Source organism: Hydrogenophaga aromaticivorans (assembly GCF_013387465.1).
In the GTDB taxonomy this organism is placed as follows: Bacteria; Pseudomonadota; Gammaproteobacteria; order Burkholderiales; family Burkholderiaceae_C; genus Hydrogenophaga; species Hydrogenophaga aromaticivorans.
Genome location: NZ_VYGV01000006.1, coordinates 311,404 through 327,941, shown reverse-complemented (window position 1 = coordinate 327,941; position 16,538 = coordinate 311,404). Strand labels below are relative to the sequence as shown.

14 protein-coding genes and 1 pseudogene are annotated in these 16,538 nt (G+C 64.7%); 12 read left to right on the top strand and 3 right to left on the bottom strand.

The genetic code is table 11. The annotated features are described in order from the left end of the window. The first annotated feature begins 293 nt into the window (after positions 1 to 293). From boxA to F3K02_RS05890, 5 genes are all read left to right on the top strand, one after another. Positions 294 to 1,601 carry a benzoyl-CoA 2,3-epoxidase subunit BoxA gene (boxA, locus tag F3K02_RS05910; protein WP_177134262.1) on the top strand — a complete coding sequence of 436 codons (1,308 nt, stop codon included), beginning with the start codon at positions 294 to 296 and terminating at the stop codon, positions 1,599 to 1,601. Between the two features lie 27 nt (positions 1,602 to 1,628). Next, the gene (locus tag F3K02_RS05905; RefSeq protein ID WP_177134260.1) at positions 1,629 to 2,429 is read left to right on the top strand and encodes an enoyl-CoA hydratase-related protein; all 801 of its coding nucleotides are present in this window, start codon (positions 1,629 to 1,631) and stop codon (positions 2,427 to 2,429) included. Continuing rightward, entirely contained in the window at positions 2,426 to 3,937 is a 1,512-nt protein-coding gene (locus tag F3K02_RS05900) for a 3-hydroxyacyl-CoA dehydrogenase (protein WP_177134258.1), read from the top strand. The genes F3K02_RS05905 and F3K02_RS05900 overlap by 4 nt, the downstream gene beginning before the upstream one ends. 52 nt (positions 3,938 to 3,989) lie before the next feature. Further along, positions 3,990 to 5,192 (top strand): 3-oxoadipyl-CoA thiolase, encoded by a 1,203-nt coding sequence (gene pcaF / locus F3K02_RS05895; RefSeq protein ID WP_177135407.1) that lies wholly within the window; start codon positions 3,990 to 3,992, stop codon positions 5,190 to 5,192. A gap of 220 nt (positions 5,193 to 5,412) precedes the next feature. Further along, entirely contained in the window at positions 5,413 to 7,011 is a 1,599-nt protein-coding gene (locus tag F3K02_RS05890; RefSeq protein ID WP_177134256.1) for an MFS transporter, read from the top strand. Positions 7,012 to 7,342: 331 nt separating this feature from the next. Here the strand turns inward: F3K02_RS05890 and F3K02_RS05885 are convergent. Next, positions 7,343 to 7,777: pseudogene (locus F3K02_RS05885) on the bottom strand (type IV toxin-antitoxin system AbiEi family antitoxin domain-containing protein); the annotation flags it as partial. A 364-nt stretch (positions 7,778 to 8,141) separates the two neighbouring features. Between F3K02_RS05885 and F3K02_RS05880 the strand changes: the two are divergent. Together F3K02_RS05880 and F3K02_RS05875 are read left to right on the top strand one after the other, a co-directional pair. Next, positions 8,142 to 8,717 carry a hypothetical protein gene (locus F3K02_RS05880; RefSeq protein ID WP_177134254.1) on the top strand — a complete coding sequence of 192 codons (576 nt, stop codon included), beginning with the start codon at positions 8,142 to 8,144 and terminating at the stop codon, positions 8,715 to 8,717. Positions 8,718 to 8,733: 16 nt separating this feature from the next. Beyond that, positions 8,734 to 9,702, top strand: coding sequence for a relaxase/mobilization nuclease domain-containing protein (locus F3K02_RS05875; RefSeq protein ID WP_246309199.1), 969 nt, complete (start codon positions 8,734 to 8,736; stop codon positions 9,700 to 9,702). A 418-nt stretch (positions 9,703 to 10,120) separates the two neighbouring features. Here the strand turns inward: F3K02_RS05875 and F3K02_RS05870 are convergent, their stop codons facing one another. Together F3K02_RS05870 and F3K02_RS05865 are read right to left on the bottom strand one after the other, a co-directional pair. Continuing rightward, complete coding sequence (locus tag F3K02_RS05870; protein ID WP_177134252.1) at positions 10,121 to 11,512, bottom strand: heavy metal sensor histidine kinase; 1,392 nt, start codon at positions 11,510 to 11,512, stop codon at positions 10,121 to 10,123. Beyond that, positions 11,512 to 12,198, bottom strand: a complete 687-nt coding sequence (locus tag F3K02_RS05865; protein ID WP_177134250.1) for a heavy metal response regulator transcription factor — start codon at positions 12,196 to 12,198, stop codon at positions 11,512 to 11,514. Before F3K02_RS05865 ends, F3K02_RS05870 begins: the two co-directional genes overlap by 1 nt. A 199-nt stretch (positions 12,199 to 12,397) precedes the next feature. Here F3K02_RS05865 and F3K02_RS05860 point away from each other — a divergent pair, with 199 nt between their 5' ends. The 5 genes from F3K02_RS05860 (at position 12,398) to F3K02_RS05840 (ending at position 16,405) form a co-directional block, all read left to right on the top strand. Further along, positions 12,398 to 13,450 carry a TolC family protein gene (locus F3K02_RS05860; RefSeq protein ID WP_177134248.1) on the top strand — a complete coding sequence of 351 codons (1,053 nt, stop codon included), beginning with the start codon at positions 12,398 to 12,400 and terminating at the stop codon, positions 13,448 to 13,450. Between the two features lie 13 nt (positions 13,451 to 13,463). Next, positions 13,464 to 14,852, top strand: coding sequence for a multicopper oxidase family protein (locus tag F3K02_RS05855; RefSeq protein WP_177134246.1), 1,389 nt, complete (start codon positions 13,464 to 13,466; stop codon positions 14,850 to 14,852). Between the two features lie 169 nt (positions 14,853 to 15,021). After that, positions 15,022 to 15,513, top strand: a complete 492-nt coding sequence (locus tag F3K02_RS05850; protein WP_177134245.1) for a cupredoxin domain-containing protein — start codon at positions 15,022 to 15,024, stop codon at positions 15,511 to 15,513. 134 nt (positions 15,514 to 15,647) lie between these two features. After that, positions 15,648 to 15,905, top strand: coding sequence for a copper-binding protein (locus F3K02_RS05845; protein WP_425485566.1), 258 nt, complete (start codon positions 15,648 to 15,650; stop codon positions 15,903 to 15,905). Next, positions 15,905 to 16,405 (top strand): c-type cytochrome, encoded by a 501-nt coding sequence (locus tag F3K02_RS05840; protein ID WP_425485572.1) that lies wholly within the window; start codon positions 15,905 to 15,907, stop codon positions 16,403 to 16,405. The genes F3K02_RS05845 and F3K02_RS05840 overlap by 1 nt, the downstream gene beginning before the upstream one ends. Positions 16,406 to 16,538: the final 133 nt, after the last annotated feature.

Genomic DNA, 16,538 nt, shown 5'->3' with positions numbered 1-16,538 from the left:
TGCGGGCCGGGAGACCCGGACCCGCGGCATCCCCGGTTGGAGCACGAGCTCCGGAGTGGCGACAGACTTCAAGGAGGAGGTGGGGTTTCCTCTTCCCCCGTGCGAGCGCCCACCAGCGCGACGCGGTGTGGCTGGCGCAGTGAGGTAAAGGAGGAGCCGGCCGCAGGCCGGCGGGGGACACGAACGGAGTCAGCCGCGCCGTGTCGCGCGGCGCCACGCCAACGCAAAAATGCCTCCTCAAACCTGCTGTCGAACTCAGAACTAAACTGCCAAAAAACCACCGGAGACACCCCATGAACGCGCCTGCCCCAGCGGCTGTGATCAAGCAGCACCTGATCGACCCGGAAATCTGCATCCGCTGCAACACCTGCGAATCCATCTGCCCGGTGCAGGCCATCACCCACGACTCGCGCAACTACGTGGTCGATGCCGAGAAGTGCAACTGGTGCAACGACTGCATCTCGCCGTGCCCCACCGGCTCGATCGACAACTACCGCACCATGCCGCGCATCAAGGCCTATTCGCTGGCCGAGCAGCTGACCTGGGACACACTGCCCGTCGAGCTGTCGGCGGCCGAACGCGCCGCGCTCGTGGGCGATGAAGCAGCCGACGTGGCAACCACCGAGACCGAGCCAGAACCCGTCTCCGAAACGCCGATGGACCCCACCGGCCAGGAGACCTTCAAGTCCGCCGCCTACGGATCGATCATCCCGCCCTGGAGCGCCGCCCACGCCTACACCAACCTCTACGGCCCCAAGGCTGCGCAGAAGACCGTCACAGCCACCGTCACCGGCAACGTGCGCGTTACCGAAGTCGGCCAACAGGTCGGCCACGACTACGACACCCACCACATCGTGCTCGACTTCGGCGCCATGCCCTTCCCCGTGCTCGAAGGCCAGTCCATCGGCATCGTGCCGCCCGGCACCGACGCCCAGGGCCGGCCGCACCACCCGCGCCAGTACTCCATCGCCAGCCCGCGCAACGGCGAGCGCCCGGGCTACAACAACCTCTCGCTCACCATCAAGCGCGTGCTCGAAGACCATTCGGGTCAGCCGGTGCGCGGTGTCGCGAGCAACTTTATGTGCGACCTGCAGGTGGGCGACACGGTGGAGGTGATCGGCCCCTTCGGCACCAGCTTCCTGATGCCGAACCACCCCAAATCGAACATCGTGATGATCTGCACCGGCACGGGCTCGGCGCCCATGCGGGCCATGACGGAATGGCGCCGGCGCCTGCGGCAGTCGGGCAAGTTCGAGGGCGGCAAGCTGATGCTGTTCTTCGGCGCGCGCACACAGGCAGAGCTGCCGTACTTCGGGCCGCTGCAGAACCTGCCCAGGGTCTTCATCGACACCCACTTCGCCTTCAGCCGCACGCCGGGCCAGCCAAAGCGCTACGTGCAGGACGCCATGCGCGAACGCGCCGCCGACCTCGCCGTGCTGCTGCAGGATCCGAACACGTATTTCTATGTGTGTGGCCTCAAAAGCATGGAAGAGGGCGTTGTGCTCGCGCTGCACGACGTGGCCACCCAGGCCGGGCTGAACTGGGACGCCATCGGCGCCGCGCTCAAGCGCGAAGGGCGGCTGCACCTGGAAACCTACTGAATGATGGACCGTGAAGGACCGATGGACATGAGCATTTTTGACACCTTGGTCGTCTCGCGGCGCGCCCCTGGCGTGGCCCAGGTCACCATGTCGCGCCCGGCGGTGTTCAACGCCTTCGACGAGACCATGATCGGCGAGCTCGACGCTGCGTTCGCCGAGCTGGAGGCCGACCCTACCGTGCGCGTGATCGTGCTGGCGGGCGATGGCAAACACTTCAGCGCGGGGGCCGATCTGCAGTGGATGCAGCGCGCCAGCGCGGCGAGCCACGAATGGAATCTGGCCGACGCACGCCGCTTTGCCGGCATGCTGGCGCGCATCGAAGCCTGCGCCAAACCCACGGTGGCGCGGGTGCAGGGCGCGGCTCTCGGCGGGGGCGTCGGCCTGACCTGTGCGTGTGACGCTGCGGTGGCCGCCGACAACGCCAGCTTCTCCGTCAGCGAAGCCAAGTTCGGCATCCTGCCGGCCGTGATCGGCCCCTATGTGACCAACGCGGTGGGCAAGCGCCAGGCGAAGTGGCTGGCCCTCACCACCAAGCGCATCGATGCCGCGAAAGCGCTGGCCATCGGCCTGGTGCAGCAGGTGGTGCCCCTGGAAGCGCTGGACGCAGCGGTGGATTCGACCGTCCAGGAGCTGCTCACCGGCGGCCCCCACGCGCAAACCGAGATCAAGCAGCTGTTTGCCCAGTTGCAGGTCGGGCCGATCACGCCCGAGGCGCGCGAGCTGACCGCGCAGACCATCAGCCGCGTGCGCGGCACCGACGAGGCGCGCGAGGGCTTCGCCGCCTTCCTCGCCAAACGCCCCGCCCACTGGATTCCGAGCGCAACATGACCTCTCTCAACAACGCGCCGGTGCTGGTCGTCGGCGCCGGCATCATGGGGGCCGGCATCGCGCAGGTGGCGGCCCAGGCGGGCCACCCGGTGTTCCTGTTCGACATGCGCGAAGGCGCCGCGGCGCAGGCCAAGGCGAAACTCGCGGCGACGCTCGACGGCCTGGTGGCCAAGGGCAAGATCACCGCCGAGGCCGCGGCGGCCACGCTGGCCCGCATTGAGCCGATTCCCTCACTGGACGCGGCCGCGGGCGCCGCGCTGGTGGTCGAGGCCATCGTGGAGAACCTCGATGCCAAGCGCAGCCTGTTCCGGCAGCTGGAGTCGGTGGTCGGTGAGGCTGCCATCCTGGCGAGCAACACCTCGTCCATCTCCGTCACGGCCATCGCCAACGGCCTGCTGCATCCCGAGCGTTTCGTGGGCATGCATTTCTTCAACCCCGTGCCGCAGATGAAGCTGGTCGAGGTGGTGTCCGGACTGCAGACCGATGCGGCGGTGGCCCAGGCCATCGAAGCGCTGAGCGTGGCCTGGGGCAAGGTGCCGGTGCATGCGCGCAGCACGCCGGGTTTCATCGTCAACCGCATCGCGCGGCCGTATTACGCCGAGACCCTCGCCCTGCTGCAGGAGCAGGCGGCCACGCCGCAGCGCCTGGACGCCTGCCTGAAGGCAGCGGGTTTTCGCATGGGGCCTTGTGAGCTGATGGACCTGATCGGCCACGACACCAACTTCGCGGTCACGAACTCGGTCTTCGAGGCCAACTTTGGCGACAAGCGCTACGTGCCTTCGCTGGTCCAGCGCGAGCTGGTGGACGGTGGCCTGCTGGGCCGCAAGAGCGGGCGCGGTTTCTACACCTACCCCGAGGGCGCACCGGCGCTGCCCGCGACGGCGCACGAGGTGCCGCTGGCGATGGGACCCGTCACCGTGCACGGCGACGGCGAGATCGCCGACCGGCTGGAACAGCTCGTCGCTCAGGGCGGGTTGTCCGGCGACGCCGCACCCTCGCGCCAGCGACAGACCTGGGTGGGCCTGGACATCGGCGGCGCCCGGCTCGTGCTCACGGATGGCCGCACCGCGGGTGACATCGCGGCGCGTGAAGGGGTGGCCGATGTGGCGGTGTTCGACCGCCCGCTGCTGTGGCCGGCGGCGCCCGGCGGCGCGCTCGCTTATGCGGTGGCGCCCCAGGCCAGCGCCGGCTGGCGCCAGCAGGCCCCGGCGTGGCTCGCCGCGCTCGGCTTTGCGCCCGTGCCCCTGGCCGATGCGCCCGGGCTGGTGGTGGCGCGCACGATCGCCATGCTGATCAACGAGGCCGCAGACGCCGTGCAACAAGGCGTGTGCACCCCCGAAGGCGCTGACGCCGCGATGAAACTCGGCGTCAACTACCCGGCCGGGCCGTTCGAGTGGCTGGCGCGCTGGAGCGTCGCGGGCGTCACGCAGGTGATGGAATCTCTCGATGCGTATTACCGCGGGGAGCGCTACCGCATCAGCCCCTGGCTCAGGCGGCAGCGGGCATGACGCTCGCTGAATTGTCGACCCAACTGTTCAACCCGATTTCGTGAAACACAACATGACCCAGGCCTTCATCTGCGACGCCATCCGCACCCCCTTCGGCCGCTACGGCGGCGCGCTCTCCAGCGTGCGTACCGACGACCTCGGCGCCATCCCGCTGCGCGCCCTGATGGCACGCAACCCGAACGTCGACTGGGCCGCCGTCACCGACGTGCTCTTCGGCTGCGCCAACCAGGCCGGTGAAGACAACCGCAACGTCGCCCACATGAGCAGCCTGCTCGCCGGCCTGCCGCTGGAGGTGCCCGGTGCCACCATCAACCGCCTGTGCGGCTCGGGTCTGGACGCCGTGGGCACGGCCGCGCGCGCCATCAAGGCTGGCGAAGCCGGCCTCATGATCGCCGGCGGCGTGGAAAGCATGAGCCGCGCGCCCTTCGTCATGCCCAAAGCCGAGTCAGCTTTCAGCCGCAACAAAGCCGTCTACGACACCACCATCGGCTGGCGCTTCGTCAACAGGCTGATGAAGGCCCAGTACGGGGTGGATTCCATGCCCGAAACGGCAGAGAACGTCGCCACCGACTACGGCATCGAACGCGAAGCCCAGGACCGCATGGCGCTCTCAAGCCAGATGAAGGCCGTCGCCGCCATCAAGGCCGGCCACCTGGCGCGCGAGATCTGCGCGGTCACGATTCCGCAGAAGAAGGGCGACCCCCTCGTCGTGGACACCGACGAACACCCGCGCGAAACCAGCCTCGAAACACTCGCCAAGCTCAAGGGCGTGGTGCGGCCCGACGGCACCGTGACGGCCGGCAACGCCAGCGGCGTGAACGACGGCGCCTGTGCCTTGCTGCTGGCCGACGAAGCCACGGCGGCGAAGAACGGCCTCACCCCCAAGGCCCGCATCGTCGGCATGGCCACGGCCGGCGTGGCCCCGCGCATCATGGGCATCGGCCCGGCGCCGGCCACGCAGAAGGTGCTGGCGCTCACCGGCCTCACGCTGGACCAGCTCGACGTGATCGAACTCAACGAAGCCTTTGCCGCCCAAGGCCTGGCCGTGCTGCGCACCCTGGGTCTGAAAGACGACGATGAACGCGTCAACGCCTGGGGCGGCGCCATCGCGCTGGGCCACCCGCTGGGCGCCAGCGGCGCGCGCCTGGCCACCACGGCGGTCAACCGCCTGCACGCCATGGGCGGGCGTTACGCGCTGTGCACCATGTGCATCGGGGTGGGGCAGGGCATCGCCTTGATCATCGAACGCGTCTGAACCCGCGACCCTGAGAAGGCTTAAAGAGACGTTGGATCAACAAGCCGGGAGCTGCCCAACGCCAATTGGGCAGTGATCGGATCCGGGGGAGGCATCACAACGCCAAAGGCTTCACCCGGCGGCGGGCCGCTGCGTCCAACGGTTTGACGCACTGGCCGTTTCAAGGGTGATTCAAACCATTTCAGCGTGAAGGGAGCGCGCCCTCTACAGTAGTGCCCCTATGCCACGCACCGACGACGACCTGTCTCCCATCGCGCCGCTTCGCCAACCGGTCTTTCGCATGCTGTGGATCACCTGGCTCATGGCCAACGTGTGCATGTGGATGAGCGATGTGGCGGCGGCCTGGATGATGACCTCGCTCACCACGACGCCGCTCTGGGTCGCGCTGGTGCAGACAGCGTCCACCCTGCCGGTGTTCCTGCTGGGCCTGCCCAGCGGCGCGCTGGCCGACAGCCTGGACCGCAGGCGCTTCTTCCTCTTCACGCAGCTGTGGGTGGCGGTGGTGGCGTCGATCCTGAGCGCCTTCATCTTCCTGGACGCGATAACCCCGGCCCTGCTGCTGGCGCTGACGTTTGTCAACGGCATCGGCATGGCGATGCGCTGGCCGGTGTTTTCGGCCATCGTGCCCACGATCGTGCCCCGGAACCAGTTGCCGGCGGCGCTGGCGCTCAACGGCGTGTCGATGAACGCCTCGCGCATCATCGGTCCGCTGGTGGCCGGCGCGCTGATCGCCAGCGCTGGCAGCGCCTGGGTGTTTCTGCTCAACGCGGTGTTGTCCGTGGTGGCCGCGGTCATCATCAGCCGCTGGAAGCACGAGCACAAGCCGCATCCGCTGGGGCGCGAGCGCCTGGGCACCGCGATGCGCGTGGGCCTGCAGTACGTGGGCCAGTCCTACCACCTGAAGGGCGTGCTGCTGCGCATCTCGATCTTCTTCTTTCACTCGACTGCGCTGCTGGCCCTGCTGGCCCTGCTGGCGCGCGGCATGCAGGGCGGCGGTGCTGGCACTTTCACGCTGTTTCTGGCGGCCATGGGCGCGGGCGCCATCGCTTCGGCGGCGTTCCTGCCGGCCTTGCGCCGCCGTTATCCGCGCGACGGTCTCGTCCTGCGCGGCACGGCTCTGCAGGCGGGTGCCATGGCGACCATGGCGTTGACCGACCAGGTCTGGGTGGCGGTTCCCGCGATGTTTCTGGGCGGCGCGGCCTGGATCACCTCCGCCAACACGCTCAGCGTCTCGATCCAGATGGGCCTGCCCGACTGGGTGCGCGCGCGCGGCATGTCCATGTACCAGATGGCGATCATGGGCTCCAGCGCCCTGGGTGCCGCGATCTGGGGCCAGGTGGCCACCTGGACCAGCGTGCCGGTCAGCCTGGGCATCGCTTCCGTGACAGGGCTGCTCTCCATGTTTCTGGCCAACCGCCTGATGCCGGACTCCGGGCTGGAGGACGACCTCACGCCCAAGCGCATTTTTCCGGCGCCACAGATCACAGAACCACCGCCCCGGGGTCATGTGATGGTGATGGTCGAGTACCGCATCGATCCGGCACGTTCGGCCGACTTCCGCGACCTGATGCTGGGCGAAGGGCGCCGCAGCCGCCTGCGCCACGGAGCCTTGTCGTGGGAGTTGCTGCACGACATCCACGACCCCAGCCGCTTTGTCGAGGTCATCGTCGACGAGTCCTGGACCGATCACCTGCGGCGCTTTGACCGCGTCACCGCCGCCGACGTGGCGCTGCGCGACCGCAAGCTGGCCTTTCACCTCGGTGAGGAGCCGCCGCGCGTCACCCGCAGCCTGATGGAAACGACGACGGGGTCCTCCTGAACGATCGAGGGTGCCAACCCGCTTGCGAGGAAAACCTGGGATGGCAATTACCGCTACGGGATGCCCGGAAACAAAAAAGCCCCGGAACACTTGGGTATTCCGGGGCTTTCAGGGTGTCTTGTGAGGCGTTGTGGGACGCTCTGAGACTCATTTTTGGCGGGAGGGCGTCGTTCACATCATGGGCTACAGGCCTCATGAATTCTCGGTTTTCTGTGGTTTGAGTTTCGAGATACCACCGAAAATACCACCAGGCCAAACGGTCTAGCCTTCACAAGCTGCCCGGTCAGTTCAAGTGTGTGCAAGTAAGCACGGAGCATGTTGCGATGAAACATCACACTGGAACTCTCTCCAGGTACGGCCGCATCACATTGGCCACGCGGTTGACCGCAGCGTAGTGCCACAGTGCATCCATGGTCAGCTTACGCTGCGCCCAGCCATCGCGCAGTGCCTCCATCCCCACGTCCAGGCCGATCTTGTTGCGGAACTTGAAGCAGTCGGCCACCGTCTTGTTGGCGTTTAACACCGGGACGGCCACGCCATCGATACCTATGGGTTCAACACCTTCGGAGAGGGCCGGGCCCGACATGCGCACCACACGCAGCGCCGGTTGCTCCAGTCTGGGTGTGTGCGGAGGAATCACCAGCCAGACCTCGAACGGCGCCTGGGTGCCGATGCCATGGACGCGCAGTGCCGACAGCAGGCACACGACACCACGCGGTGCCCGCAGGGCCACTTCGGCCAGGAACCGGTGTTCACTGAGTGCACGTTGTAAATGCTAGTTACTTGTCAATAAATAACTAGAGAAATAAACAAGCGCCGCGATTCGGTCAAGCGTCCCGGTTCAGTGTCTATGCAGTGGCGATTCACTCCCTGTTCAGTTTGTGCACTGTCGGTTCGCTGGTGGTTCAGCTTGTTCAGTCTTCGTGCTGCTGAGTCGACCGTATCGATGGATTGAGGCGATCTTAGATGCCTCTGCGCCCAAGTTCCGCACTGGATTTACGCCCGAATCCAGCACGTCAGGGTGCTCGATCCAGGGACAGACTGTCTGCATGGGTGAGTGCAGAGATAGGCGGCCCGCCGCCGATTTCACAAACCACTCGCTTCGCTCTCGTTTGAACTTTGGGGGATCCATGAACACCCGCAACCCTGACTTCATCACGGTCGATCTGCGCGGCCTCAAGGCCGCGCTGGTGAGCAGCGCCCAGGCCCGCCGGGAGAGCGTGTCGGTGCTGGTTCGTCGGGCTGTGGCCCGTGAACTCGGACAGTCCGAGTCCGTCCCTCAGTTGGTCTTCGATACCGGGTGCCTTGGCGCGTCGCATGTGCCCCGGGTCAAGTTGTCAATCAGATTGACAACCCCAGAGGCCAAGCGACTGGCTGTCGGTGCGCACATCGCGCAGATGTCGCGCGATGCCTACCTGGCAGGCTTGATCACGGGTGTTCCTGCCTTGACCACAGGAGCAAGCCGCACCGCGGAAATCGTTGAACTCATCAAGTCCAACGCGAAGCTCTCCAGCCTCAACCGGAACATCCACACCCTCTCGCGTCTGCTGGCCCAGAGCAAAGTGCAAAAAGCAGTGGCCTATCGCGACATGCTCGACACGCTGGACGGAGACGTCCGGCGTCACCTCGCCCAGGCGGCGGCCCTGATGGCCGATCTGCGCCCGCGTGGGTCACCCACCGAGACCTCCCACCGGTCCAACCGGTGACTTCAAGGAGAGCGCCATGAGCCAAGCGTCGAACATCGACGGGGTACTCGTCCAATGGGGTGATCGCCTGTTCTACCCAGGCAACCGGGTGGTCAAGGTCAGGCCGCAACCCAAGCTGGACGATGGGAGCATGTACCAGCGCGCAGACACCATCCGCAAGCGCATTGAATCCACCGTGGTGAAAAGGGCGCCTCAGGTCATGGTCAAGGTCACCGGGGGAGGGCGGGGCATGCTGGCCATTGCGGCGCACTTCCGGTACATCAGCAAGAACGGCCGTCTCGGCATGGAGAACGAACAGGGCGAGGTCCTGCAAGGTCGGTCCGCTGTCTACGAGCTGAGCGAGGAGTGGCGCTATGGCGGCAGCCTGATCGGGGACGAAGGACACCGGCGCGAGGCGTTCAACATCATGCTGTCCATGCCACGCGGCACGGACCCGCGGATCGTCCAGCGGGCGGCGAGCGAATTTGCAAAGACCGAGCTGGCGAACCATAAGTACGTGATGGTGCTGCACGACTACCAGGCGCACCCGCACGTGCACCTCAGCGTGCGGGCGGAGTCGTTCTACGGAAAACGACTCAACCCGCGCAAGGCCGACTTGCAACGATGGCGCGAGACCTTTGCCGAGAAACTGCGTGGTTACGGGGTGGAGGCCGAGGCCACCCGGCAGGCCACCCGGTTTCAGACCAGGAACTCGGAACATCTTTGGCGACTGAAGGCCAGGGAGGACGGGCGGTTGAGGAAAGCCAGACCAGAGGGCAAGAGCAGCCCGAAATCGCGGACCACCCGTACAGAGGCGTTGCGTGCCTGGTTGCACATCGGCCAGGCCCTGGCCAAGTCGCCGGATGCCAGAGACGTGAAGCTGGCCGGATCGATCGCATTGTTCCTGCAGGGATCATCCCTTCCGGTCGGGCTGTCCAGGATTCCGCCAGACCGCACACAACCGACACGAATGGGGGCGGTTGTTGATCATGAGGTCAGGCGATGATGGGGGTTGCACTTTGATGTTGGCCTGATACGGCGGTTCACCGGCACCAAGATATATGCCCGTTCCAGGCTGGGTGCTGACGGTGACCAAGCACGCCTGAATGTCAGCAGCGAGCGAGGTCACCTGTCATTCAAGGATGAACGGATCGAGCGACCGCTGCACCTCCGTTACCGGCCTCACAACACATACCAGCCGGGTCGCGCTTCGAGAATGACTTCTTGCGCCCGAGGTGAGCGGCTGAACCCGACCCGTTGCAGCTGGTCGATGTCTCGAAGGCAAAGATCGATGTGCAGTGAAAAGCGATCTTTGTTCTGAATGCGGAAATTTTGCACATACGGATATTTCCAAAAACGGCCTTGTCGTAGCACGCTTTACCCATGCTCTATCGCTCAAGTTTGGGCACGATGGAGTTCAATGCTCAAATTGCATGCGTGCTGCGAAACGTGAGACAGAAGGTGGTCTGCCCTTGGGTCGAGGTGACCGAAACGGAACCGCCGTGGGCTGCCATGATGGCTTGTGTGATGGACAGGCCGAGACCTGTGCCATCGGATTCCGGATGGCTGCGCGATTTGTCCACGCGAAAGAATCGATCGAACAACCGTGGCAAGACCTCGGGCGCGATGGTCAATCCACTGTTGGTGATGCAAAGAGTGGCTTCGCCAGTCCTCTTTCCGATAACCACCTCGACTTCGGCTTCAGCAGGCGAGTGCCTGATTGCATTCGACAACAGGTTGCCGATGGCACGCCGGACCATCAAGCGGTCCCCCATGACCTGGGCTTCTCCCGTGATTTTCAAGCGGATGCGCTTTTCATCGGCCACGGCATCGTAGAAATCGAACAGATCCAGCGCTTCCTGATCCAGCGAGATCGCCTCCGTGTTAGGGAGTTCGAGCCCGTGTTCGGTCTTGGCCAGGAACAGCATGTCGGACACCATGCGCGCCAGTCGCTGGAACTCTTCTGCGTTGGAAGCGAGGATGTCCCGGTAGGCTTCGGCATCCCGTTTCTGCGCCAGCGACACCTGGGTCTGGGTCAGCAGGTTGTTGATGGGGGTTCTCAGCTCATGAGCCAGGTCACTGGAGAATTCCTGCAGACGCGCAAAGTCCGTCTGCAGGCGCGCGAGCATGGTGTTGAGGCTTTCGGCGAGATCGGCAAACTCCACCGGCACGGCTTCGACGGGCATGCGCTGGTCCAGCTTCTGCGCGGTGACCGTCATGGCACGCTCTTTCATGATGCGCAGTGGCGCCAGGCCGCGGCGCGCGGCCCACCAACCCAGCAGGCCGCTGACCAGGATGGCCCCCAGCGAGTAGAACGCCAGCGTCTGGCTCAGGGACCGCATGAAATGCAGGTGGTGCCCGGTATCCAGGGCGATCAGCAGTTGCATAGTCGCACCGTCCGCGTCCGGCGCGCTTGGCGAGGACGAGGGCGGCTCGATGCGCGCGCTCAGCCCGCGCAGGGTTTGGTCGCCCCGAGTCCAGTCGGTGGGAGTGGCGCCTTGTGGCGCCAGGTCTGAGGGAAACACCATGCCCTCGGTTCCGTACACCCGACGATCGCCCTGGCGCAAGTCGATGAAGAGTCCGTGGTGACTGCCCAGCAGCTCATCCAGCCGGCCAGACAGCAGATCCGGCGACGGGGATTCTGTGACGATCTTCTGAACCAGTCCGATCTTTTCCTGCAGGTAACCCCGGTCGAGTTCGACAAAGTGCCGGCTCGTGGCGAACGCCACCAGGATCGCCAGCCCCACCAGCACAGTGGCCGACACCAGCGCGTAGAAGGCGGTCAGGCGCGCGGTCAGGGACAGTCTCCCGAGCATCAGTTCGAAGCCTCCGGCACTTCCAGCACATAGCCCATGCCGCGCACGGTCTGGATCAGGCGGGGTTCAAAGGGATCGTCCACCTTGCCCCGGAGGCGGCGCATGGCCACCTCGATCACATTGGTATCGCTGTCGAAATTCACGTCCCACACCTGCGAAGCGATCAAGGAGCGCGGCAACACCTCGCCATGGCGGCGCATCAGCAGCTCCAGCAAGCCGAACTCTTTGGCCGTCAGGTCGATACGTTTGCCCGAGCGGGTCACGCGCCGGCGCAACAGGTCCAGCTCCAGGTCGGCCACCTGCAGCGTGGAGGCTTCCAGACCTGAGCGACCGCGCCGCATGATGGTGCGTACCCTGGCCAGCAGTTCGGCAAACGAAAACGGCTTGACCAGGTAGTCGTCGGCCCCCAGCTCCAGACCCTTGACGCGGTCTTCCACCTGGTCGCGGGCGGTGAGAAACAGCACCGGCATCTCCCGCCCCTGGCTGCGCAGGCTGCTCAGAACCTGCCAGCCATCCATGCCGGGCAGCATGACGTCCAGGATCACCAGGTCGTGGTCGCCTTCGAGCCCATGGTGGAGACCGTCAACACCATTGGTGACGAGATCCACCACATAGCCGGCCTCCCGCAAGCCTTGCCTCAAATAGTCGCCCGCCTTGGGCTCGTCCTCAACAATCAGAATCTTCACGGTCGTGCTCCTGACCGCTAGTTTGCCCGCGCGGGCGGCTGTGCGGAGAAAAATGACAGTTTTGTAATCAACTCGACATGGAGTTGACGGACGACCACCCGCAGAATTCGCCCCGTTTGATCTATATCAAAAAGGAGCGACTGCAGTGAGATCTTCGTCTAGTAACCGAGCCACGAGCCAACTGCTGGTGGCGGGCCTCTTGGCCCTGCCGCTTGCGCTCTCCGCGCAGACGGCCAGCCCTTCACAAGAATCCGACTGGCGTCAGGCCAATGACGCAGTGGGTGCGCTCAAACGTGGCCATGCGGACGTGCTCAAGTGGGAGCAGGCCCATCCGAGTGCATCGACCACGGCGCCAGTCAGCACCACGGGTGTCGCCATCCCTAACGCAGAGGCCGCGGTTCGCATGGCCTGGACGGTCCATCGCGAACTGGCCCGTCCGTTGTCGAAACTGGGTTCGAAGAACGTGCAATTGATCGCTGAGGGCCGCTGGACGGAACTCGACCCCAGTCTTCAGCGTCGCGTCGAGGATGCCGGCGAGGTGCTGGAGGTGGCTGCAGCAGGGCGCAAAGCCTGGATGGAGGCTGTAGCGGCTCAGCAGGTCCTAAAGCATCAGCGCGACATGTTGGAGGCCGCCGAGGCTGCCCATGAACTGGGACAGCGCATGGTGACGGTGGGCAACTGGAGCAAGTTGCAGCTGTCGCCCGTTCAACTGGCCGCATCAAGCGCACGTATGAATCTCCGGCGTGCGCAGCAAGTCGCCGCCCAGGCCCAAAGCCATCTGGTCAAGACCATGGGGCAAACGGGCCTTCAGGATGACTTTTCGCTCCCGGACCAACTTCCCGCCATCCCGGCGCAGCCCATGGCCGATGCCGATCTGCAAAAGCGCGCCGAAGCCGTTCGCCATCTGCTTCCTGTTGCAGAGCGCCTTCGCAACAGGGCACTGGCCAAGGGGGCCATGAACGCCTACATGGCCGCCCATGCGCTGGCGCTCGACAGCCAGGGGGATGTCCTGAAAACCCGTGAGTTCATCACCGAAGAAACGGTCCTTCACTACAACGGCATGCTCAAGAGCGTCTGGGACCTGCTGGACGAAGTGCGCAACCAGTCCCAGGCGACGGTGGATGCCATCGGCGCGCAGCGCGACTTCTGGATCGCTGAAGCCGATCTTCAGTGGGTTTTGCAGGGCGGAGAGCCCGACAGCTTCGTATCACTGGGGGGCGCTGGTGAAGTGGCCTCGGCAGCAGCGCATTGAAAGGACAGCATTCATGACAAACAACAACTCCAGACGCCAGTTTTTTGCCGGTGCCGCCGCTTCCGTGGCCGGCCTGGCCGTGGCCCGCTCCGCCCTGGCGGGTTTGCCAGAGCCCGTCATCCAGACCTCCGTCGACACCGCGCCGCCACTCGTTCCCACGACCGGCCGGCCGTACAACCCCGTGGTGACCCTCAACGGCTGGACCTTGCCCTGGCGCATGAACGATGGCGTCAAGGAATTCCATCTGGTGGCCGAGCCCGTGGTGCGCGAGGTGTCACCAGGCTTCAAGGTGAACATGTGGGGTTACAACGGCCAGAGCCCGGGACCCACCATCGAAGTGGTCGAGGGTGACCGCGTGCGCATCTTCGTGACCAACAAGCTGCCCGAACACACCACCATCCATTGGCACGGTCAGCGGCTGCCCAGTGGCATGGACGGCGTGGGCGGACTCACCCAGCGGGCCATCCCCGTGGGCAAGACCTATGTCTATGAGTTCGAAGCGCGCCGCCCAGGCACCTTCATGTACCACCCCCACGCGGACGAGATGGTGCAGATGGCCATGGGCATGATGGGCATGTGGGTGACCCACCCCAAGGCCAAACACCCGCACATCAGCGCCGTGGACCGGGACTTCTGCTTCCTGCTCAACGCGTTCGACGTGGAGCCCGGCAGCAAGACGCCCAAGATCAACACCATGACCGACTTCAACATCTGGTGCTGGAACAGCCGCGTCTTCCCGGCCATCGACAGCCTGAACGTGCGCCTGAACGACCGCGTGCGCATCCGCATTGGCAACCTGACGATGACCAACCACCCCATCCACCTGCATGGGCACGAGTTCCTGGTTACCGGCACCGACGGTGGCCCGACCCCGCCCAGCACGCGCTGGTACGAAGTCACCACCGATGTGGCCGTGGGACAGATGCGCCAGATCGAGTTGATTGCCGATGAAGAGGGCGACTGGGCCATGCATTGCCACAAGAGCCACCACACCATGAATGCCATGGGGCACGATGTGCCGACCATGATCGGCGTGGACCACCGCGGCCTGGTCAAGAAGATCCAGAAGGTCGCACCCGACTACATGCTGATGGGCGAGCGCGGCATGGCCGACATGGGCGAGATGCAGATGGCCATTCCCGACAACACGGCCCCCATGATGACCGGCACCGGCCAGTTCGGACCGCTGGAGATGGGCGGCATGTTCACGGTCTTCAAGGTCCGCAAGGATCAGAAACCGGGTGACTACAGGGACCCGGGCCCCTACAAATTCCCCGAAGGCACCGTGGCCTACGAGTGGAACGGAGCGCTCCCGCCGACGCCGCGCCCCGCGGCCAGCAGCGACACGACACCCGCGACCGCCAAGGCGATAAAGCCCACCGCCAACGGCATGTCGCATTAAAGAGAATCCCCCCTCCTGCGCCGCTTCGCGTCTTCCCCCCAGGGGGACGACACCAGTGGCCCGGCAAAGCCGGTTCCACGGTGTATCTGGGTTGGAACCGCTTATCCAGCGCCTTCCCCATTTTTCCTGCAGTTCCCCCGTTGTCAGTCCCTCACTTGAAAGAAGCCCCATGACATTTTCAGTTTCCATCCTGCCCTCTCGCGCTGCGCTGCTTTTCTCTGGCGCCATGTTGGCCACCACGGCCGCCATGGGCGCCGGCAACCACGCTGGCGGGCACCACGAGTCCCCGATTGGAAAGCCGGGTGTGGTCTCGAAGGTCACTCGCACGATCCAGGTCGACATGAGCAGCGGCATGCGGTTCAAGCCCTCGGACATCCGTGTCAAACAAGGCGAAACGATCCGCTTCGTGCTGAAGAACACCGACAGCGTCAAACATGAGTTCAGCCTGGGAACGCCAGAAGAACTGCTGGAGCACTACGAGGTGATGAAGAAATTCCCCGATATGGAGCACGATGAACCCAACAAGATTTCACTCGCTCCCGGCAAACAGGGTGAGGTGATCTGGCAGTTCACCAAAGCTGGAGCCGTTGACTTCGCCTGTCTGCACGTGGGTCACTTCGACGCGGGCATGAAGGGGCAGGTCAAGGTGGCTGCCAAGTAAGGGCGTCGCGCATCAGGCACAGTTTCATCTCACCATTTCAGGAACCAACGATGACCAAAGTACAACGGATTCTGGGCACAGCCGCCTTGACCCTCTCCTCCCTTCTCGGAAGTCCCGTGTTCGCTCAGATGAACATGGACCACGGAAAGATGGGCATGGCGGAAACGCCCGGCATGACCGATGGCGAAGTCCGCAAGATCGACAAGGAAGCGGGCAAGATCACCATCAAGCACGGTGACATCAAGCACATGGACATGCCCGGCATGACCATGGTCTTCGTGGTCAAGGACAAGGCCCTGCTGGACAAGACCACCGTCGGTGCCAAGGTCCAGTTCATGGCCACGAACGAGAACGGTCAGATGACGGTGACCGACATCCAGCCCGCGAAGTGATTCTGCGATCCCGGTCCTTCCGTTTTGCTGCGGCCGGTCTTGCACTGGCAGGGGTGGCGGCAGCCTTTCTGGTGTGGCGATCTGCCGATCCGATTGGGTCGAACCCACCGGGCGTGCTTCGCCTGGATGACCCGGTGATGCTCCAACGGGGAGAGCAGCTGTATCAGGCACGGTGCGCCAGTTGTCACGGCGCGAATCTGGAGGGGCAGGCGAACTGGAGGGAGCGGGGGGTCGACGGGCGTCTGCCTGCGCCACCCCATGACGAGAGTGGTCACACCTGGCACCACCCCGACGATGTGCTGATTCGGATCACCAAAGAGGGTGTGGCCAAGGCCGCAGGCTTGCCGGACTATGTCTCCAACATGCCGGCCTTTGGCGATTCGCTCAGCGACGCCGACATCGTGGCCGTCCTGTCGTGGATCAAGTCCCGGTGGTCGCAAGATATCCAGGGCCATCACGACGGCATCAACCGCCAGGCGAACCAGCCGTCGCAACCCTGATCCTGACTTTTTTGTCATCTTCGGGTCATCTTGCCGACTCCAGCCGATGCCTACATTGACTGCATGGCGTGAGGGGGCCGACAGACCCCATGGTTGTCGATCACCTCAAAGCCTGCTCTGGCAATCCCGCCAG